The sequence below is a fragment of the Bacillus sp. B4EP4a genome, from assembly GCF_006680105.1.
Lineage (GTDB): Bacteria > Bacillota > Bacilli > Bacillales > DSM-1321 > Peribacillus > Peribacillus simplex_E.
Genome location: NZ_VHIK01000016.1, coordinates 14,906 through 34,227, shown reverse-complemented (window position 1 = coordinate 34,227; position 19,322 = coordinate 14,906). Strand labels below are relative to the sequence as shown.

Genomic DNA, 19,322 nt, shown 5'->3' with positions numbered 1-19,322 from the left:
ATAATAATTATTATATCTTTTTAAAAAGAAAGCGCAATATTATTCACCAGTAAATCGTGCTTTTCTCCGTTCACTAAATGCTAGGAGTGCTTCCAATCTGTCTTGAGTCGGGATGGTCAATTCATAGGCCTTTCCCTCTATGGCCATTCCGGTTTGCAAGTCCGTATTCAGTCCTTGGTCAATCGCATATTTGGCTTGTTTGACTGCAATCGGCCCATTTTTCATGATATTGGCTGCCAATTCCTCACAGGCTGACATAAGTTGATCCCTTGGCACGACCCTCAAAAGGATCCCTAATTGACATGCCTCTTCTGCAGTCAGTTTTTTAGCGGTGAAGATCAATTCCTTCGCTTTCATTTCCCCAATCAATCTCGGCAGCCGCTGTGTACCGCCTGCCCCAGGAATAATGGCCCAGCTAGTTTCTGTGAGCCCCAAAGAAACACCTTCGGCAGCAATTGCAAAGTCACATGAAAGCAGCCATTCAAATCCTCCCCCCAATGCATATCCATTGACGGCAGCTATCGTTGGCTGCGGAAGCCCTGCGATACTATTAAAAACATCGCGAATCGCTTTAACGTTCCTTCTTACTTCCGCATCATTCAAAGACTTCCTTTCTTTCAAATCCGCTCCCGCACTGAAGGCCTTTTCCCCTGCACCGGTGAAAATGACGACACGGATATCGCCGTCATAATAAACTGCATCGATGACTTCCTGCAGTTCACAAAGTGTCTCATAGTCGAAGCAGTTCAATACGTCGGGCCGATTCACTGTTACATAGCCGATTTGATTTATCACTTTATATATAACCTTGGACATGAGTCTCCTCCCCCTTAAAAAAAATGACCCTTATGCAGATAAATCTAATAAGGGCCGGCCCCACCATCAATCTTTTTCAATATTTTCTATAATGGCTGAAATGCCTTGGCCAACGCCTACACACATCGTCGCAAGACCATAGCGGACATTCCGCTTTTTCATTTCGTGGACGAGCGTTGTTAAAATACGCGCCCCGCTTGCACCGAGCGGATGGCCAAACGCTATTGCCCCGCCGTTGACATTCACTTTCTCCTGATCCAATTTCAATTGGCGGATGCACTCCAAGGATTGGGAAGCGAATGCTTCATTCAATTCCACTAGCCCGATGTCTTCAATGGTCAAGCTTGCCCTCTCCAATGCTTTTTTAGTGGCATGAATCGGGCCAAGGCCCATAATGGACGGTTCTAAGCCCGCTACCGCCCCTACAACATATTTGGCCAGAGGTTTCAATCCAAGCTCCCGTGCCTTTTCTGCACTCATCAAAAGTAATGCCGAGGCTCCATCATTTACGCCTGAAGCATTACCGGCCGTTATAGTGCCGTCTTTAAAGATCGGTTTGAGTTTTTCCAACTTTTCGATGGTCGTGTCAGGACGAGGGTGTTCATCCTTCTCGACAATGACTTCATTCCCTTTACGATCCGTATATCGAACAGGTACGATTTCATTAATGAAACGCTCATTTTCCACTGCTTTTTTCGCTTTTTGCTGGCTTTGATACGCGAATTGATCTTGGTCCTCCCTTGAAACCGAAAAACGCCGGGCAACGTTTTCAGCCGTTTGAGGCATCGAATCCGTGCCATACATTTCTTTAAGTTTCTCATTCGTGAAGCGCCATCCGATCGTTGTATCCTGAAGCTCCATTGAACCCCGCGGAAATTCACTCTCAGGTTTGGCCATGACGTACGGCGCCCTTGTCATGCTTTCGGTACCGCCTGCGATATAAATATCGCCTTCACCTACAGCAATGGAGCGTGCAGCATACATGACGGCATCCAGTCCTGATCCACACAAACGATTTATTGTCGTTCCAGCCACGTTCACCGGAAGACCAGCTAAAAGGGCGGACATCCTGGCCACATCGCGATTATCCTCTCCTGCTTGATTTGCATTTCCGAAGATGACATCTTCAATTTGATCTGGCGGCAGCTCTGGATTGCGATCGGTCAGCGCCTTGATTACAATTGCACCGAGGTCATCCGGGCGAACGCTTTTCAAAGCGCCTTTATATCTTCCGATTGGTGTTCTCACAGCATCGATAATCACAACATCCTTCATTTCCTCACCAGCTCGCCATCTTTTGTATAATCGTACACACCTTTACCTGACTTTCTGCCGAGCCTGCCAGCTTTAACATACTGTTCAAGGAGCGGGGCCGGGCGGTATTTCTCACCAAGTTTACTATGTAAGTATTTTAAATTATTCAAACGGGCATCCAATCCCACCAAATCACCTAGCTCAAATGGTCCCATTGGGTAATTCAGCCCTAACTTTATTGCCTTATCGATTTCTTCTGGTGTTCCTAAACCTTCTTGAAGCATATAGAACGCTTCATTACCTACCAAACAGCTGATCCTGCTGGTAACAAACCCAGGGAATTCATTTATGACCACGGTTTCTTTTCCCATTTTTCCGGCTACCTCTTTTATTAAGGCTGCCGTTTCATCGCTGGTTTCTAGACCACGTACAATTTCAACGAGTGGCATCTTTTGTACAGGATTGAAAAAATGCATGGCAATCGTTCTTTCGGGACGCTTTCCATAAGAACCAATTTCCGTAGGGCTCATCGTGGAAGTATTGGTTGCAAAGTAACAGTCTTCTTTTGCATGGACTTCAATCGTTTCGAAGACTGCCCTCTTAATTTCCGCCTTTTCCGGAACTGCCTCTATGATCAAGTCGGCATATGCTGCTGATTCTTTCAAATTGGAAGAATAGGAAAATCTGCTTTTTGCGGCTGCCGCTTCTTCCTGGGTGATTTTTTGGTAGCGCACACCCTTCTCAAAAATGGAATCGATCTCTTTTCTTGCACTTTCCAAAGCATCCTGATTCACATCCACCAGTACTACATTAAAGCCGCCTGTGGCTCCTACATAAGCTATTCCCCTGCCCATGACACCAGATCCGACAATCACTAAATTTCTAATCATTCGTTCATTCCTCCTTCAAAAATAAATAGGGGCTGGCTACGATGAACCAGATCAGCATTCATCCATACCTGAATTACTTTTCCGACATACCGTTCAGCCAGCCGCCTATTTTATGTTTTATTAAATTCCAAAGGGATTTAAGGGACGGCTTCCATGATAGGAAATGATGCTTTTCGTTTCTGTATAAAGATCAAGTGTCTCAATACAAAGTTCCCGGCCGAATCCTGACTGTTTATACCCTCCGAAAGGTGTTCCAGGAAATGCGGAGAATGGGCAATTTACCATGACGATTCCCGCTTCTATTTGATTGGCCACTCTAGTCGCACGCCCGCCATCTTTTGTCCATAGAGCTGAACCTAAACCGAATTCCGTATCATTTGCGAGTCTCACAGCTTCTTTTTCATCTTTGAATTTCATTATGACAACAACCGGTCCGAATATTTCCTCTTTCACTACATCCATTTCATGATTGACATTCGCTATCACCGTCGGCTCATACCAATAACCGTTTTCGAAACCTTCAATTACCGCTGGCTTTCCTCCTGTCAGGATTTTCGCTCCGTCAGTAATGGCAGATTGTACATAATTGTCGATTACATCCAATTGCCCTTGATCTATGACTGCACCGACGTGTGTTTCTTTGTCGAGAGGATTGCCCAATTTCAATTTTTTCGTTTTTTCTACGAATCTGGCAACGAACTCATCATATATGTCTTCGTGAACGTATAAACGGGATCTAGCTTCGCAAGACTGTCCAGTATTGTAGAAAATGCCATATAATGATCCATCGATAGCTGCTTCAAGGTCCGCATCTTCGAAGACAATATTAGGTGACTTACCGCCAAGCTCCAATGTCACCCTTTTTAATGTCTGTGATGCTTTGCCCATGAGATCCCTGCCAATTGGCGTAGAGCCCGTGAAGGCCACCTTATTCACTTTCGGATGCTCGACAAGATAATTCCCTACGTCCGATCCAGGCCCTGGAATGATATTGACCACGCCTGAAGGAACACCAGCTTCTAAACAGATTTCCCCTAATACAATGGCAGTCAGCGGCGTTAACGAAGCTGGCTTGACAATGACTGAACAGCCAACTGCGATTGCAGGTGCAATTTTCCACGCTGCCATCATCATAGGGTAATTCCAAGGGATGATTTGAGCACAAACACCTACTGGCTCTTTTTCCGTATAGTTATGGAATTGACCAGGAACATTATTGACAGATCCGCGGTGTGCAACTAAAGCGCCTGCATAAAACTCGAAATCTTCAATTGCCTGCATGACTTGGCCTTGCGCTGCAGAAATGGATTTGCCGCTGTTCAGGACTTCCAATTCAACCAATTCATTGAAGCGTGAACGCATGATTGCAGCAATTTTGTTCAATACACGAGACCGTTTATTGATCGGAGTTTTCTTCCATTTACCATTATCAAATGCTTCACGAGCAGCTTGAACAGCTCTTTCTGCATCTTCCTTAGTGGCTTTTGCAACCTTGGCAATGATTTCACCAGTCGCAGGATTGTACGCATCAATCGTGGATCCATTAGAGCTTTCCACTCTTTCTCCATTAATGATCAGGTGGTAATAATCACGTTTCGTTTCCGCCTTTTCAAATGCTGACTCTTGAACTCTTACCATGTACTCCCACTCCCTTTTCTATATTACTTGCCTATGAATTGAGCCTTCCTTTTTTCAATGAATGCTGCCACACCTTCTGCATAATCCTTCGTTAAGCCAGCGATCCGCTGACCCTCCGCTTCTTCTTTTAAGTATTCTTCCAATGAAAGGTGATAGGATGCCTCTAAGTATCTTTTGATTAAGCCGATTGCTTTCGTTGGTTTGTTTGTGAGATTCTCTGCAAAGGCTTTCAATTCCTCGTCCCATGCTTCCACACTGATCACTTTTGTAGCGATCCCGATATTTTTCGCCTCGCTAGCCGTAACCTTTTCCCCTAATAATGATAATTCCAAGGCTTTCGCATGACCGACAATCCGCGAAAGGTAATACAGATTTCCTGAATCAGGAATCAATCCGATATTGACAAAGGCATTTATAAAACTGGCTTTTTCAGAAACAAGCCGGAAATCGCATGCTAGTGCAAGGCTGAAACCGGCCCCTGCAGCCACCCCATTGACCGCTGCGATGATCGGTTTTTCACAGCTTGCTATTTGCTGCATCATTGGACCGTAATTTTCACGCAGCAATTGACCTAAATTCATGCTATCATCCAAATCCGATAAATCTTGTCCCGAGCAAAAGGCCCTGCCTTCCCCTGTGATGATAATGGCCCGCACTTCATCGGACCCCGCAGATGTTTTGATCGCTTTTTGTATTTCTTTATTCATTTGGGAAGTAAAGGCATTAAGTTTATCAGGACGGTTCAAAGTAAGCCAAGCCACTCCGTTTTCAACCCTATAAGTGATCGTTTCGAACATAGAGCACTCCTTATCCGCCTGTGAATTTAGGCTTTCTTTTTTCAACAAATGCTTTCATTCCTTCTTTTTGGTCTTCTGATGCAAAAAGAATATAGAAGTTCTTTCGTTCAAATTGCATACCCTCATATAAGGGAAGATCAACAGCTTTATTGACGGATTCTTTAATCAGCCTTACAGCTAACGGAGGTTGCTTTGCTATCTTTCTAGCAAAATCAATCGATTCTTCCATTAACAATTCAGGAGCAACGATCTTATTGATGAAACCGTATTGCAAAGCTGTCTTAGCATTGATCCTTTCAGCCGACAATATCCATTCAAGCGCCTTCATTTTGCCTACCAATTTCGTCAGCCTCTGCGTTCCGCCTGCACCAGGCATGACTCCAAGAGTCACTTCCGGAAAGGAAAACTGGGTGTCGCTGGCGGCAATCAAGAAATCGCAGGATAAAGCAAGTTCAAAACCACCACCGAATACAAAACTTTTCACCGCACCAATCACAGGCTTCTTAACTAGGCTAATTCGATCCCAATCGGCAAATTGGTTCGTTAACTCCAGATTAATTGGATTGTCGTTAGCCATTTCGTCAATATCAGCTCCAGCAGAAAATGCTTTTCCATTGCCCGTCAGCAAAATCACCTTCACTTGTGGGTCGAGGTCGAATGCCTCCATGGATGAAACGATTTCCCTGACCATTTTCCTGTTAAGCGCATTCAATTGCTTCGGCCGATTTAAAAAGATATAACCAATGCCGTCCTCGATTGACGTTTCAATGAATTGAAGCGCATTCATTTTATTTCTTCGCCGATCATCATCGTTACAAGTTTCCCCGCAAAGCCCATTAAGTCTTTCCCTGATGCTTTGCCTTCCGGAGAACGCATTCCTTTTTGCAGTGCATCATGGTCTTCATAATACATTTCACATAGAATGTGATACTCAGAGTCTTTGCCCATTGGTGTCCCGACTATTTTAGTGACCTCCATTTTTTGAAGACCAGGAATTTTTTCCGTTATCGGACCATGTACATTGAAGTAGTGCTCATCGAATTCTTCCTTGTTTTCAGGTTGTTTATAAAGGGCGATTAGTTTTACCATTTTAGAAAACCTCCAATTTATTAGATCATTTTTATCATCGGTTTCATCGCTTCGAACGGATTTTTACACGATTTGCAGTATAAAATGCTGCGGCAAGCCGTTGGGCCGAATATATTTTCCATCGTGACATAAGTTGATTCACAATACGGGCAATCCACATGCCATGATCCATCACTTTTCATTTGTCGAGGAGGAGGGGAGATTCCGAAAACCTTCAATCCAGCTTTCCCTTTTTCCGTAATTCGATCGGATGTCCACGAAGGGGAACGTAAAAATTCCACATTTACATTTCTTACGGCAGGCAGCTCTCGAAGGGCTGTTTCCACATTTTTTTGGATGATCGACAATGCCGGGCACCCAAGAAAAGTTGGCAGCATTTTTACCGAAACGTCCTGGCCCGAAACCGTCACGTCTTCAACCATCCCCAAATCCAGGATACTTACTGTATCGATTTCGGGATCTTTAACGTCTTCCAGGAGCTTATAAATTTCTTCTGTGTTTAACTGTATGGTCGACATGGTACCCCTCCCCTTTCCATTGATTCACCATGAAGCTGCTTTATCGGTTGCGTACACTTCACTTAACGTTTCTAGCGCCTTTTCCAAATCTTCCGTATGCTGGCCATTACGACCATCACCTCTTGCCATGCCTATTTCAATAGTAGTTGCTAAGCCTACACTTTCAAAAATTGGGGCGATAGCCTCGATCCACTTTTTCTGTAAGTCAGCTTCGCCTTCTATCAAGCCAAGCTCCACCATTTCCTCTCCATATTGTCCAAGTGAAAATACGCCGGCAAAATCCGGCATTGTTTTCCCAATCGCCGCTTTCATTCTCGAAACCGCTTCCAAGTGTCCAGATCCCAGCAATTGGACGAACCATGTTTTCCAGTGCATCAAATGATAGTAAAGTTCCATCTGTACCTTTTGTGCCACTTCAGCAAGCGGTTCATATGAACATGAATGAAGGGATTGAACCTTAATCGCTTTGGCTTGGGTATAAAAATAATTCCGCACTACCGCAAACGCCCAATCATATTCCGGGTCTTTCAAATAGTAACCAGGACCATTGACCAATTCGAGAATGATCGCATTGCGCCGTTCCTTGGCGGGACGGTCGTGAGCCAATTTATCTGCATCGCCTTCACCGAGTTCATCCAGCAATTTATAATATATGGCTGCATGCCCCATCGTGTCTTGAGAAATCGAAGCGGATGCAACATCTTCTTCGATATGCGGTGCGAGTCCAAGCCATTCTGCACCACGGTATGAATGGATGAAGTCATCGTCCGCCAGTTGAAGCAGCAATTCCTTGATTGCGATGTCCTTCAATGATTCATTCCTCATTTTTTACACCTCCAGCCCAAGACATTATCTCTTTTTCATCGAGCATTCCCTGCTCATACTTCCGCCATTTTTTCTTTAAATACCCGTATCCTTTTGTGGTCCTGTAATCTTTATTATCAATACGTTGAAGCGTTTTCTTTTCCTCGACCGTCATTTTCCGTATATTCTGTCTTTTCACGACCCAGATATCATCAACCGCTTCACGTCTCATGAAGTTTTCTTGCGCCATCATGATGGCGATATCCTCATTTGGGGCCAGCAGGCTGAAGTGGTATTGAACGGGTGATGATTGCGTTTTACGGCTGAATACTTCAAATTCTTCAAAGTAATTTCCTTGTCTAGTTTCCATATCGTCCTTCCCCCCTCCATTAGATGACCTTTGGCGCCAACGCCTCACGTACCCATTTATTATTTTCATAAGAAATTCTTCGAAGGCTTAAGCGATCCTGCGAACGGGGGCCTTCATTCCTTGCAAACACCTTCAATTTCCCCCAATCGGGTTGTTTGTAAATCCAGGATTCAGATGCTTTATCAAACCTAAGCGATTCATCGGGAATGCTAAAACCGAGTGAAAGGATCCGCTTCACATATTTAGAAAAAAAGGCTTGTCGAAGCTCTTCATTCGTACTGGTTCTGATTCTGTACTTAATCGTTATATCCTGTTTGGATGTACCCACTTCATTCTTGCTGGGAGGTCCAAAGAAAAGTAATAAAGATTCCCACCAATAATCGATGGAGTCTTGAACCAATTTCCTTTGTTCTTCCGTCCCTTCAGCCAAAGCCATGATTATCGCTTCACCATGTTGGGCGTGAAAAACTTCTTCCGCGCAAATCCTTTGTAACGCCCGGGCATAAGGTCCGTATGAGGCGCCAAGCATGTTCGTCTGGGAAATGATGGCCGCACCATCAACCAGCCAGCCAATCAATCCAGCATCGCCCCAGGATTTGGCTTCCATATGGAAAACATTATGAAACTTTAAATCTCCTTTAAACAAATCTTGCATTAGGTCATCCCGTTTTTTTCCATACGGCTTTAGCAAATCCTCGGCTACCCGAAGTAATAATTGCCCATGCCCCATTTCATCCTGCACCTTTGCCATGATTCCAAGTTTTCTATTTAAGGTCGGGGCTTTAGGCACCCATTCCTTTTCTGGAAGAGCCCCCATGATTTCACTGATTCCATGCATCGATATTAACTTGATTAAAGTGCCCCGGTATTCTTCCGGCATCCAATCATCCGCTTCTATCTTTTCTCCTGCTTCGATTCTGGCAATGAATTGATTGAGCTTTTCTTCTCCTGCCATATCATTTAAAAGAACGTTCATCCAAATCACCTCTTTTTATAATATAACGTTTATATAACGTTATTATATTTTATTGTTATATTCAATGCAAGACTATTCTGTCTTTTTTTATAATAAAAGGAAATTATCAGGGGATTTCACGAATCTTTTAATCCACTAAAACTTTAAAGGGCGAAGTTTCAACTTTAATTGAATCTGTTGGGCAGCCTTCCATTGCATCATCCAGATCATCAAACAAATCTTCCGTGACCTCTGCAGTTCCTTCATTTTCATCCAGGATGACAAATGCCACCCCCTCATCATTGTAATCAAAGATTTCCGGGGCAGCGGCGCCGCATGCACCGCAAGCAATGCAAGTTTCTTGATCAACAACTGTATATTTAGCCAAGATGCCCTCCTCCTTCTCTATTTCATGATTGGTTCCATCTCCGCTTCCATTAAGAGATGGAACCATGGTTAACCACGAATGCATCCGCTTTATGTATCGCGTTTTCGCACCACTTGTTCGAGTTCTTTTGCTTCACGTATTTCAATCGGTACATAAGCAGTCAAATACTGAACGTCAGAATTATGTTCATGAGCACGGAATTATAAACTAATGACTTCATCCTTCCGCTTATCAACGACACGAATGGCTTTTCCTTCTGAACGTGGTATGCTTTTTGGAATGTTGACAACAACATCCATCGTTACAAGACATGCGGATTTCAAATGATGCTGAATCGTTTTCCTTAATATCTCTACATTCCCATGCGTTAAGTCTTCTTCAATCTCCCTATAGAAACCGCTTTCAATTTCAATATGCAGTTCAACACCGTCCATTTTCCCCTTCTTAACGAGATGAATCTGATAATGAGGCACAATTCCCTCCATTTGGAATAATACACGCTCAATTTCAGAAGGAAATACATTCACTCCCCTGACTATTATCATATCATCCGTTCTGCCTTTAACACGGGACATTCTAGTTGTGGTCCGCCCGCATTTACACGGTTCATGGGTAATTGAGGCGATATCACCCGTCCGATAACGAATGATTGGCAGCGCTTCCTTTGTAAGGCTGGTAAAGACAAGTTCCCCATCTTCGCCGTCCTCCACTGGTTCAAGCGTGTCCGGGTTAATGACCTCGACAAGAAAATGGTCTTCTGCGATATGCAATCCATCCTGTGCTTCATGGCATTCTATTGCGACTCCGGGCCCCATGATTTCACTTAGTCCGTAAATATCAATGGCTTTCAAATTCAGTTTTCTCTCAAGTGTTGCCCTCATTTCCTCTGACCATGGCTCAGCTCCGAAAATCCCATACTCAAGCCCATTATCTGCAGGATCAATTCCCATCTCTTCCATCTTTTCGGCGATATTCAAAATATAAGTAGGGGTTCCACAAATGCCGCGCGGTTTAAAATCATTGATGATGGTAATCTGCCGATCGGTATTCCCCCCTGAAATGGGCACTGTCGCAACTCCTAGCTTTTCTGCACCGCAATGCAAACCAAGGCCCCCTGTAAACAGACCATATCCATATGCGTTATGGAAAATATCTGACTTGCGACCTCCTGCTGCTACAATTCCACGTGCGACGATTGTTGCCCAGTTTTCCAAATCATTTTTCGTATACCCGACAATTGTAGGCTTTCCGCTTGTTCCGGATGAACCATGAATTCGTGTGACATCCTCCATCGGAACGGCGAATAAACCGAATGGATACTGATCACGAAGAGTCTGTTTTTTTGTAAAGGGAAGCTTTATTACATCGTTTAGGGTTTGTATATCTTCTGGCCCCAGGCCCATCTCCCTAAATTTTTCTCTGTAATAAGGTACATTTTCATATACATGGCTTATCGTTTTTTTTAGGCGAGCCAATTGTAAACTTTCCATTTCAGCACGCGAAGCCGTTTCAATTTCCGGATTGTACATTGTTTCAGTCCCCCTCAATTTTACTATTGTCCCACCTGACATACATAACGGTAATAAAACGGAGATTAAATTATTGTTATGATTTATTTCAAGATTAATACGTCATTTCCACGTTGTCAATAATGTTTTTTAATTCAGAAAAATGACCGAACAAACAAAAATATTAATTTACTAAATTTTCAGACTATGTTAATTTTAACAATGATATATCATTTTATCAAACATTCGTTTTAAAAACGTACTACAACAAAAAGGGGGCTTATTATGGAATCAACAGCTAAAACTGGGCATTCACCATCAGGTCATGACAGCGGAAATAAGTATCGTCAATTAATTGAAACGGAAGAATTTAAGTATTTGCTTCAAAAGAAAAAAGCTTTCATCGTACCTGTCACTCTCTTCTTTCTTACTTTTTATTTTGTTCTGCCTATTTTAGCTGCTTATAGTGAAGTATTGAAAGGTGAAGCATTTTTCAATATTACTTGGGCGTGGGTATATGCACTTCTCCAATTTGCCGTCGTATGGTTAGGAGGAATTGTCTATATCAAAAAAGCGGCGAAGTACGACAAACTGGCTAAAAATATCTTAAAAAAATATGAGAAGGAGCTTGGCGAATGAGCATTTTATCCCTCACACTATTTTTGGGCATCATTTTGTTAACGCTTACAATAACCTATTACTCTTCTAAGAAAACGAAAAATGCCAGTGACTTTTATACTGCCGGCGGCGGATTGACAGCATGGCAAAACGGATTGGCCGTAGCAGGTGACTTTATGTCAGCCGCTTCTTTCCTGGGAATTACAGGTGCAATCGCACTGATTGGTTTCGATGGCTTTTACATGAGCATCGGGAACCTTGTTGCCTTTCTTGTCTTATTGTACCTTGTGTCGGAACCACTTCGCAATCTAGGTAAGTTTACGCTGGCAGACATGATTTCAGCACGCTTCAAATCAAAAAAAGTGCGAGGGATAGCTGCCGCCAATACACTTGTCATTTCAATCTTTTACATGATTGCACAACTTGTTGGTGCAGGGGGATTAATTAAACTGCTGCTCGGCATCGATTATTGGCTATCCGTCCTACTTGTCGGTGTACTGATGACGATTTATGTAATTTTCGGCGGGATGAGAGCGACAAGCTGGGTGCAGATCACCAAAGCGGTTCTCTTACTAGGCGGTTCCGCTGTGCTGACGTTCATCGTATTTTCCCGTTTTAATTTCAACATTTCAGAGATGTTCCATCATGTCCAAACTGCAACACCACTCGGAAAGGAATTTTTGAAGCCTGGAAATAAATACACCGATGGACTCGACATGATTTCATTTAATATGTCGCTTGTCCTTGGAGCAGCAGGCCTTCCGCATTTACTCGTCCGCTTCTTTACAGTAAAGGACGCAGCTACCGCAAGGAAATCCGTCGTATATTCCACATGGTTTATAGGGATATTTTTCATCATGACGATTTTCCTTGGTTTCGGTGCTGCATCTTTCGTCGGTTTTGAGCGGATCGTCGCTGCAAACTCGGCTGGAAACATGGCCGCGCCCCTTCTTGCATTAACCATGGGCGGTGAATTTTTATTCGCATTCGTTTCTGCTGTGGCATTTGCCACGATTTTAGCGGTTGTATCCGGTCTTGTTTTAACGTCGGCATCCGCTTTTGCACATGATATATACGGTGAAATCATCAAGGAAGGAAAGATTACGGAAAAACAGCAAATACTCGTCGCCCGAATGGCTTCTGTCGGCGTAGCTGTCATTTCAATTTTACTCGCTTTATTTGCACAATCAATGAATGTCGCTTTTCTTTCAGTCCTTGCGCTTGGAATTGCTGCAAGTGCCAATTTACCGATCATCCTTTGCACAATATATTGGAAACGCTTCAACTCAACCGGAGCGATCACAGGAATGTTATTCGGGTTACTCAGTTCCATCATACTGGTCATGCTCAGTCCCAATGTATGGAACCCGGAACCTGGAATGGGTATTTTCACAGGCAATCCCCTCTTCACGATGAGTAACCCGACCATTTTCACCGTACCGCTTGGCTTTATTGGAGCCTACTTAGGTACAATCTTGTCAAAGACAAAAGATGAGGAAAACAGTTTTCCTGAAGTACTGTTCAAATCTAACACCGGATATGGGATAAGTTCAGCAAAAGACCATTAAAAAAGGGGGATTTCCATGACCACACATTTAGATCAGGATATTCACGAATTGCATTATGACCAAATCAAACAAGTACTGGTCGACGAACCATATGCTTCTTTTCTCGGGATGAGATTGACGAAACTCGGTCCCGGCACAGCGGAAGCAGAATTGACTCCAAGTGACCATATGCTCAATGCACATGGAACGGTTCACGGTGCCATTATCTTTTCACTTGCTGATTATGTGTTCGCAGCAGCCAGCAATTCATATGGCAAAATAGCGGTTGGCGTTTCAAATAACATCAACTTCTTATCAGCTGGCAAACGTGGTGAGACTTTAACCGCTAGAGCGAAAGAGATAAAGAAAAACCATAAACTGGCATGGTATAAAATAGACGTGTTAAATGAAAGGGAATTGATCGCTACCATGGAAGCGATGGTATTCAGGAAAAATCAATATTTCGTCGACAAAGTTGAAAAGTAAAGTTTGAAACCGGACAAGCAATCCACTTGTCCGGTTTCTTTTCCCCTTGATTTACACATGATACATACGCAGAGCTGATAAAAAGGGGGGATTCCCGATTCGGAATCCCCCTCCCTTATAATGAATTCGATTGCCCCGAACCTTTTTTTTGCAAAGCCTTCTCCCTAGTTATTGACCGTAATACTGGAATCTATCACTTTTAACCACTCCCCACGCTCCCCTTCACTTATTACATCAGTCTGATAAACTATTTTCCCTTTATTAATGGTACCCGTGATTTGGCAAGGAAAGATATGGCCCATATAAACGCTATGCTTATGTTTCGCAAAAAAATTCGATTCCGAAACTTCATGCGTCCCATTAAGGGAAACGATAGCAAGGTCCGCATCCATCCCCTCCTTAATTTGTCCTTTCCTAGAAGAGAGACCGAACCTTTTTGCCGGGGCTGAAGCTGTCCACTCAGCGACTTTATGAAGCGGGATACCGTGTAAAACTGCCAATTCTATCATCGACAGCAGCGAAAATTGCCCCCCGCTTATTCCGCCCCACGCTTCAAAAATATTATGTATGGCAGGATCTTTCAGCTCATAAGGGCATGGTGAATGGTCGGAAGAAATCATATCGAATTTCCCCTCCATTAAACAGGTAATCAATCTTTCTTGTTCTTCTCTTCCCCTTAGCGGGGGAGCACATTTTGCAACCGCACCTTTTTCTATTAAATCATCCTGATTGAATAATAAATAATGCGGACACGTCTCAACCGTCACATCCAGCCCCTTTTGTTTTGCCGATTGAATTTTTTCGATGGCCAAGGCACTGCTAATATGGACAAAGTGCAGCGGACAGCCTGTTAACTCTGCATATGTAATGGCACGCCCCACAGCCTCCGCTTCCGCTTGCACAGGTCTTGTAGCTGCATAATCATTCGCACTGAATAGTCCATTCTGCTCTTTTTCCTGCTTAAACCACTGAGTGATCGGATCACTTTCCGCATGAAGTGCCAAGACCTTGCCCAATTCTGCAATTTTCTTCATTCCATGTAAAAGGGTGAAATCATCCGCTCGCTCAAACTCTTCATTCCCCGTCGCTGAGAGAAAAGCTTTAAATCCAATGACTCCGGATTTGGCGAGATCCTCTAAATCATTGATATTTCCCGGGACCAATCCTCCCCATAATCCAAAGTCTATAACTGACTTCATCTCACCGATCTTGCCCTTTTCAAGGAGAGCCTTTCGATCTACGGTTGAAGGGATTCCATTCAACGGCATATCGAAATATGTGGTGCAGCCTCCCGCTGCCATCATTTGCGATCCTGTTTCAAAGCCTTCCCAATGTGCGCGGCCAGGTTCGCTAAAATGCACATGGACATCAATCATACCAGGAAAGATATGCTGGCCACCCGCCTCATATTCTACATCCGCTTTATCATCCAGACGATCCCCGACCTTAACAATCACCCCATCTTGGATGGCAAGATCAGCTTTCTTCACTTCATCAGGAAAAACTACATATCCATTGCGGATAATAAAATCATATATAGACACACGGACCACTCCTCCAATATATTTTTATAATCAAAGAGATTCCCTTGATGCAAGCACTTTCTCCGTCTTTCCCACATACACATCAAGTGCAGCCTGCAAAGCCTCTCCCCGGTTAACTTGGAATCCCTGGCGCAAAAGGACAGCTTCCAAGGAGGCCAATACAAAGAGGATGTTTTCTTTCCTACAACTGAATCCCATGGTCCCAATTCTCCAAATTTTTCCGTGAAGCGGACCAAATGAGGACGCGATCTCGATACTGAATTCATTCAACAGCATGGCTCTTACAGCTTCACCGTCGATTCCTTTTGGAATTTCGATGCAGGTTACACATGGAAGTTTGTTTTTCCCATCCCCAAATAACGTTAGCCCCATCGCCTTGATCCCTTCAACAAGAGCAGCTTCGTGAAGTTCATGGCGGGCAAAGCGCGTTTCCAGACCTTCTTCAAGCACAAGACGCAATCCTTCACGTAACGCATAAATCATGGAAGTCGCTTCTGTATGGTGATTCAAACGGCGCGGCCCCCAATAATCCTGCAGCATGCTTAAATCGAAATAATTACTGGTGATCGGACGGCGGACCGAAACCTTTTGGTTGTCTTCATCCGTCGCAATGCCACGTTCCACCTTTTTGCGGGACTGGATGATTTCTTCTATTCGCTCGTTATACGTAATCGGTGCCATACCCGAAGGAACGGACAAGCACTTTTGTGTCCCGCCTATCAATCCATCAATACACCATTCATCCACCTTTACATCGGTGCCCCCGATGGAGGCAACCGCATCCACCACAAGCAGGACACCCAATTCACGGCAGGCCAACCCGATTTCCTTCAAAGGCTGCATACAACCAGTGGAAGTTTCCCCATGGACGATCGCTGTAATTTTAGGGGATACCTTCTTGATTTCCGCGATGACAGCTTGCGGTTCGAACACCTCTCCCCAAGGACATTCCATCGTATGAACTTCAGCTCCGTATCGCTCACAAATTTCCACCAACAAGTGACCGAATCTTCCGAATATAGGAACCAGAACCTTATCCCCTGGCTCAATGATGCTGCATAGAATCGCTTCATTACCCGATCTTGAGGTGCCATCTATCGGGAACGCCCATTTATTTTTCGTTTGAAAAACCAAACGAAGCATTTCCATCACTTCATTCATGATAGTAGTGAATGCAGGATCGAATTGCCCTAATATCGGTGTGCTCATCGCCCTTAAGACACGCGGGTCCACTTCGACCGGGCCTGGTGTCATGATCGTTCTCATCGGTGCATTCAATTCTGAATATGCCATTTTAACCAACTCCTTTTAATAGGCTAATTTATATAGTATTTCACTTAAAACGTCGATTCCCTTTTCCATATCCGCAACACTCGTAAACTCCTTAGGCGAATGGCTGATCCCCCCCTTACTTGGAACGAACAGCAAGCAAGTCGGACAATACGAACCAAACACCTGTGCATCATGCCCGGCTCCGCTGACCATATCTTGGTAAGGTATATTTTTATCTTCAGCTATCTTTCGGACAAGGCGATTCATTTCCCGATCCATTGCGACAGGTTTGACATCCATCCATTGTGAAACCTCCAGCTTCATTTCACCTTCTTTTGCCAAGGAATCGAAAGTCGAAAAGATTTCCTGACAAAACCTTTCAAGAACCACTTCCTCGTAGTGCCTGATATCGAGACTGAACTCCACCTCACCAGCAATGACATTCGGGACATTAGGTTTAACATCCATTCTGCCAACCGTCGCAACTAAACCCGGGTCCATGTCCCTCGCTTTTTTCGTTAAAAAAGAAATGAATTCAGAAGCAAAACCGACTGCATCCTTCCTGTATGACATGGGAGTGGTGCCCGCATGATCACTCTCACCAATGATTTTCACCGTATAACGGCGCTGCCCGACAATATGGCTGACGACCCCAATCGTATTCCCGTTCTTTTCAAGCACCATCCCCTGTTCTATATGAATTTCGACAAACCGTTCAATGTCATCGCGGACCGGGGTTATATAGGCTTCAGGTTCAAACCCTGATTTTTTCATGGCTTCCAAAAAAGGAATTCCTTCAGTATCCTTTAAATCCCTGACATGCTCAAGACCATAGACTCCTTTAATATTCCTCGATCCCCAAAACGTTAAAGGAAATCTGCTTCCTTCCTCCTCACAAAAGGAAACGACTTCAATCGTCTTCCGCGGCTGCCCATAGGCTTTATACAACCTCTTAACTGCCAGGAAACTAGCGACGACCCCATATGCACCGTCATATTTCCCTCCATCCTTGACCGTGTCTATATGAGAGCCGGTCAGAATGGTTTCACCGGAGGGGCCCGTTCCCTCAAGCCTGCCAAACAAGTTGCCTACACTATCAAAATATGTAATAAGGTTTTCTTTTTCCATTTCAGCTTTCATTGCCTGCTGAGCGCCCATCCATTCCTTGGAATATAATAACCGGGTCACCCCATCACTCTCCGTTGCCCCGAAAGATGCTAACCATTCAATCATCGAAGCAACTTCGTCCTTTTCGTTTATGGACTTTTCGATTTGAATGCCCATCCCATAGCCTCCCTTCCAATATCCATTCATGTTATGAATATTCACAAATTTATGTTATCTATTATTTTACTTGCTTTCACCTATAACTTCATTGACATTTTTGTTAGTATTTTGGTGTTATTTTGTGCAAAATAACCAAAGAAAACCTAACCAATTATGCATGCAAAAAAAGAGGGTGCCCTTTTAACAGGGGCACCCTCTTTTCCTCAACTTGTATAATTCGCACCTAAGCCCAATTCCCTCAAAAGCTGACGATAAGCGATCGACGTCTTATCTGCCGCGATATGCGCTTCCGCTTGCAAATCGAGTGGCAGCTCCTCTGGCTTTTGATTTTCCACCATTTCCTTATCTTCATTGAAAATCTGCAAATTGAATGCATAGGTATCTTCAATCGGGGCATCTAAATCAAAGTTACGGGCCATCGGCGAAAACATTCTTGTCTTTCGTGCCGAAACCGGACTGGCACAGTTCAGGATATGAAGTTTTCCATCCCGCGGGAAATGGACGGTAAGCCTGGCCGCCAGCGGTGGATAGATATCAAAAACTCGCAGCCATTCAAAGTCGGCAGGTTCTAAATGCTGCATGCCTTTTCCGTAATTACTGACGGAACTTAAGTATTCCACATGCAGGCCATATTCCGTTTTTTCCACCTTATAGCTAGGAACGATAGGATTATTGCGATCAGCGAAGCTTTCCGAATGAACCCAAGCAAAGTGGGACACATCCAAAAATCCTTCCATCTGCCGGCCGGCTGACCCTGCAATGTCTATGGATGGCGGCAGGATGTTCAAATATTCCTCATCATCCCAGGCAGGCAACTTCGGAATATCCTCTTTATCGCTCGCAATCGATGTCCAAACCAAACCGTAGCGTTCTGCCGTGGGATAAATATTAATGCAAAGACGCGGGGATATTTTAGCATTGGGATGCGCAGGTATCCCCGTACAATTTCCTTCCGGGCCATATCTGAATCCGTGGTAAGGGCATACGATTTCATCACCTTCCACCCACCCCATGCTTAATGGCACACCGCGATGCAGACAAAGGTCCCTTGCAACGATAATCTTCCCATTGGCCCGATAAAGGACGAGGTGCACATCCAGAAGTTTAATGCCTATCGGTTTTTCCGACACCTCTTCCACTGCAGCTACAGGAAACCAAAATTGCGATAATACATCCCAGTCCTCTTTGCTGAATGTGCATTCTTTCGGAAACGGCGTCACTCTTTTTTTCTTACTGGAAGTAACTGTGCCTTCACTCATTTTATCGTCTCCCTTATCCTCACGTTAATTTTTATAAACATTAACAAAATTCAGATAACTTGTCACTAATCATGTAATGAAATCTAACACACAAATACTTTTTATTTTTCCTAACAACACAAACAAAGTAATTTGTAGGATATGCCAAAGGATTTGTATGATATGATAATGAAAATCCGCAAAGCATGGTAGTAACATCAGTAACCGCACTAAATAATTCCCTGGATTCATACACAGCTTTATAAAATCACACTCAATACTCTAATTTTCCAAAATGAGGTG

General features: G+C 43.8%; 20 protein-coding genes. 3 read left to right on the top strand and 17 right to left on the bottom strand.

What is annotated here, in order from left to right:
* Nucleotides 1–39: 39 nt before the first annotated feature.
* The 13 genes from FNK51_RS08540 to FNK51_RS08480 form a co-directional block, all read right to left on the bottom strand.
* Nucleotides 40–816 (bottom strand): enoyl-CoA hydratase-related protein, encoded by a 777-nt coding sequence (locus FNK51_RS08540; RefSeq protein WP_141993054.1) that lies wholly within the window; start codon nucleotides 814–816, stop codon nucleotides 40–42.
* Between the two features lie 66 nt (nucleotides 817–882).
* Complete coding sequence (locus tag FNK51_RS08535; RefSeq protein WP_141993053.1) at nucleotides 883–2,091, bottom strand: acetyl-CoA C-acyltransferase; 1,209 nt, start codon at nucleotides 2,089–2,091, stop codon at nucleotides 883–885.
* Nucleotides 2,088–2,960, bottom strand: coding sequence for a 3-hydroxyacyl-CoA dehydrogenase (locus tag FNK51_RS08530; protein ID WP_098372580.1), 873 nt, complete (start codon nucleotides 2,958–2,960; stop codon nucleotides 2,088–2,090). Before FNK51_RS08530 ends, FNK51_RS08535 begins: the two co-directional genes overlap by 4 nt.
* A gap of 120 nt (nucleotides 2,961–3,080) precedes the next feature.
* The gene (locus tag FNK51_RS08525; protein WP_141993052.1) at nucleotides 3,081–4,598 is read right to left on the bottom strand and encodes an aldehyde dehydrogenase family protein; all 1,518 of its coding nucleotides are present in this window, start codon (nucleotides 4,596–4,598) and stop codon (nucleotides 3,081–3,083) included.
* Nucleotides 4,599–4,621: 23 nt separating this feature from the next.
* On the bottom strand, nucleotides 4,622–5,395 hold the full coding sequence (locus FNK51_RS08520) for an enoyl-CoA hydratase-related protein (RefSeq protein ID WP_141993051.1): 774 nt from the start codon (nucleotides 5,393–5,395) through the stop codon (nucleotides 4,622–4,624).
* Nucleotides 5,396–5,405: 10 nt separating this feature from the next.
* Complete coding sequence (locus tag FNK51_RS08515) at nucleotides 5,406–6,182, bottom strand: enoyl-CoA hydratase/isomerase family protein (RefSeq protein WP_141993050.1); 777 nt, start codon at nucleotides 6,180–6,182, stop codon at nucleotides 5,406–5,408.
* Entirely contained in the window at nucleotides 6,179–6,484 is a 306-nt protein-coding gene (locus FNK51_RS08510) for an EthD family reductase (RefSeq protein WP_098372584.1), read from the bottom strand. The genes FNK51_RS08515 and FNK51_RS08510 overlap by 4 nt, the downstream gene beginning before the upstream one ends.
* A gap of 20 nt (nucleotides 6,485–6,504) precedes the next feature.
* A complete protein-coding gene (gene paaD / locus FNK51_RS08505) occupies nucleotides 6,505–7,002 on the bottom strand; it encodes a 1,2-phenylacetyl-CoA epoxidase subunit PaaD (RefSeq protein ID WP_098372585.1) in 498 nt (165 codons plus the stop codon).
* 24 nt (nucleotides 7,003–7,026) lie between these two features.
* Nucleotides 7,027–7,827, bottom strand: a complete 801-nt coding sequence (paaC, locus tag FNK51_RS08500; RefSeq protein ID WP_141993049.1) for a 1,2-phenylacetyl-CoA epoxidase subunit PaaC — start codon at nucleotides 7,825–7,827, stop codon at nucleotides 7,027–7,029.
* Entirely contained in the window at nucleotides 7,817–8,176 is a 360-nt protein-coding gene (paaB, locus tag FNK51_RS08495; RefSeq protein WP_076367474.1) for a 1,2-phenylacetyl-CoA epoxidase subunit PaaB, read from the bottom strand. The genes paaC and paaB overlap by 11 nt, the downstream gene beginning before the upstream one ends.
* 19 nt (nucleotides 8,177–8,195) lie before the next feature.
* On the bottom strand, nucleotides 8,196–9,152 hold the full coding sequence (paaA, locus tag FNK51_RS08490; protein WP_141993048.1) for a 1,2-phenylacetyl-CoA epoxidase subunit PaaA: 957 nt from the start codon (nucleotides 9,150–9,152) through the stop codon (nucleotides 8,196–8,198).
* A gap of 127 nt (nucleotides 9,153–9,279) precedes the next feature.
* Nucleotides 9,280–9,519, bottom strand: coding sequence for a ferredoxin (locus FNK51_RS08485; RefSeq protein WP_141993047.1), 240 nt, complete (start codon nucleotides 9,517–9,519; stop codon nucleotides 9,280–9,282).
* Nucleotides 9,520–9,719: 200 nt separating this feature from the next.
* Nucleotides 9,720–11,048, bottom strand: coding sequence for a phenylacetate--CoA ligase family protein (locus tag FNK51_RS08480; RefSeq protein ID WP_141993046.1), 1,329 nt, complete (start codon nucleotides 11,046–11,048; stop codon nucleotides 9,720–9,722).
* Nucleotides 11,049–11,312: 264 nt separating this feature from the next.
* Here FNK51_RS08480 and FNK51_RS08475 point away from each other — a divergent pair, with 264 nt between their 5' ends.
* The 3 genes from FNK51_RS08475 to FNK51_RS08465 are packed head-to-tail and all read left to right on the top strand — an operon-like array spanning nucleotide 11,313 to nucleotide 13,678.
* Nucleotides 11,313–11,666, top strand: coding sequence for a DUF485 domain-containing protein (locus tag FNK51_RS08475; protein ID WP_141993045.1), 354 nt, complete (start codon nucleotides 11,313–11,315; stop codon nucleotides 11,664–11,666).
* Nucleotides 11,663–13,213 carry a solute symporter family protein gene (locus FNK51_RS08470; protein WP_141993044.1) on the top strand — a complete coding sequence of 517 codons (1,551 nt, stop codon included), beginning with the start codon at nucleotides 11,663–11,665 and terminating at the stop codon, nucleotides 13,211–13,213. Before FNK51_RS08475 ends, FNK51_RS08470 begins: the two co-directional genes overlap by 4 nt.
* Nucleotides 13,214–13,228: 15 nt before the next feature.
* On the top strand, nucleotides 13,229–13,678 hold the full coding sequence (locus FNK51_RS08465) for a PaaI family thioesterase (protein ID WP_098372592.1): 450 nt from the start codon (nucleotides 13,229–13,231) through the stop codon (nucleotides 13,676–13,678).
* Between the two features lie 164 nt (nucleotides 13,679–13,842).
* Here FNK51_RS08465 and FNK51_RS08460 read toward each other — a convergent pair whose 3' ends face one another.
* The 4 genes from FNK51_RS08460 to FNK51_RS08445 all read right to left on the bottom strand — a co-directional run bounded on the left by FNK51_RS08460 (nucleotide 13,843) and on the right by FNK51_RS08445 (nucleotide 19,040).
* Nucleotides 13,843–15,222, bottom strand: coding sequence for an allantoinase (locus FNK51_RS08460; protein WP_141993043.1), 1,380 nt, complete (start codon nucleotides 15,220–15,222; stop codon nucleotides 13,843–13,845).
* A gap of 30 nt (nucleotides 15,223–15,252) precedes the next feature.
* On the bottom strand, nucleotides 15,253–16,515 hold the full coding sequence (locus FNK51_RS08455; protein WP_141993042.1) for a pyridoxal-phosphate-dependent aminotransferase family protein: 1,263 nt from the start codon (nucleotides 16,513–16,515) through the stop codon (nucleotides 15,253–15,255).
* A gap of 15 nt (nucleotides 16,516–16,530) precedes the next feature.
* Entirely contained in the window at nucleotides 16,531–17,778 is a 1,248-nt protein-coding gene (allC, locus tag FNK51_RS08450; RefSeq protein ID WP_141993041.1) for an allantoate deiminase, read from the bottom strand.
* A gap of 206 nt (nucleotides 17,779–17,984) precedes the next feature.
* Nucleotides 17,985–19,040 (bottom strand): Rieske 2Fe-2S domain-containing protein, encoded by a 1,056-nt coding sequence (locus tag FNK51_RS08445; protein WP_141993040.1) that lies wholly within the window; start codon nucleotides 19,038–19,040, stop codon nucleotides 17,985–17,987.
* Nucleotides 19,041–19,322 lie beyond the last annotated feature (282 nt).

What these genes read in the sequence shown, in the direction of transcription:
- FNK51_RS08540 (WP_141993054.1), bottom strand. Translation starts at nt 816, where the DNA reads ATGTCCAAGGTTATATATAAAGTGATAAATCAAATCGGCTATGTAACA.
- FNK51_RS08535 (WP_141993053.1), bottom strand. Translation starts at nt 2,091, where the DNA reads ATGAAGGATGTTGTGATTATCGATGCTGTGAGAACACCAATCGGAAGA.
- FNK51_RS08530 (WP_098372580.1), bottom strand. Translation starts at nt 2,960, where the DNA reads ATGATTAGAAATTTAGTGATTGTCGGATCTGGTGTCATGGGCAGGGGA.
- FNK51_RS08525 (WP_141993052.1), bottom strand. Translation starts at nt 4,598, where the DNA reads ATGGTAAGAGTTCAAGAGTCAGCATTTGAAAAGGCGGAAACGAAACGT.
- FNK51_RS08520 (WP_141993051.1), bottom strand. Translation starts at nt 5,395, where the DNA reads ATGTTCGAAACGATCACTTATAGGGTTGAAAACGGAGTGGCTTGGCTT.
- FNK51_RS08515 (WP_141993050.1), bottom strand. Translation starts at nt 6,182, where the DNA reads ATGAATGCGCTTCAATTCATTGAAACGTCAATCGAGGACGGCATTGGT.
- FNK51_RS08510 (WP_098372584.1), bottom strand. Translation starts at nt 6,484, where the DNA reads ATGGTAAAACTAATCGCCCTTTATAAACAACCTGAAAACAAGGAAGAA.
- paaD (WP_098372585.1), bottom strand. Translation starts at nt 7,002, where the DNA reads ATGTCGACCATACAGTTAAACACAGAAGAAATTTATAAGCTCCTGGAA.
- paaC (WP_141993049.1), bottom strand. Translation starts at nt 7,827, where the DNA reads ATGAGGAATGAATCATTGAAGGACATCGCAATCAAGGAATTGCTGCTT.
- paaB (WP_076367474.1), bottom strand. Translation starts at nt 8,176, where the DNA reads ATGGAAACTAGACAAGGAAATTACTTTGAAGAATTTGAAGTATTCAGC.
- paaA (WP_141993048.1), bottom strand. Translation starts at nt 9,152, where the DNA reads ATGAACGTTCTTTTAAATGATATGGCAGGAGAAGAAAAGCTCAATCAA.
- FNK51_RS08480 (WP_141993046.1), bottom strand. Translation starts at nt 11,048, where the DNA reads ATGTACAATCCGGAAATTGAAACGGCTTCGCGTGCTGAAATGGAAAGT.
- FNK51_RS08475 (WP_141993045.1), top strand. Translation starts at nt 11,313, where the DNA reads ATGGAATCAACAGCTAAAACTGGGCATTCACCATCAGGTCATGACAGC.
- FNK51_RS08470 (WP_141993044.1), top strand. Translation starts at nt 11,663, where the DNA reads ATGAGCATTTTATCCCTCACACTATTTTTGGGCATCATTTTGTTAACG.
- FNK51_RS08465 (WP_098372592.1), top strand. Translation starts at nt 13,229, where the DNA reads ATGACCACACATTTAGATCAGGATATTCACGAATTGCATTATGACCAA.
- FNK51_RS08455 (WP_141993042.1), bottom strand. Translation starts at nt 16,515, where the DNA reads ATGGCATATTCAGAATTGAATGCACCGATGAGAACGATCATGACACCA.
- allC (WP_141993041.1), bottom strand. Translation starts at nt 17,778, where the DNA reads ATGGGCATTCAAATCGAAAAGTCCATAAACGAAAAGGACGAAGTTGCT.
- FNK51_RS08445 (WP_141993040.1), bottom strand. Translation starts at nt 19,040, where the DNA reads ATGAGTGAAGGCACAGTTACTTCCAGTAAGAAAAAAAGAGTGACGCCG.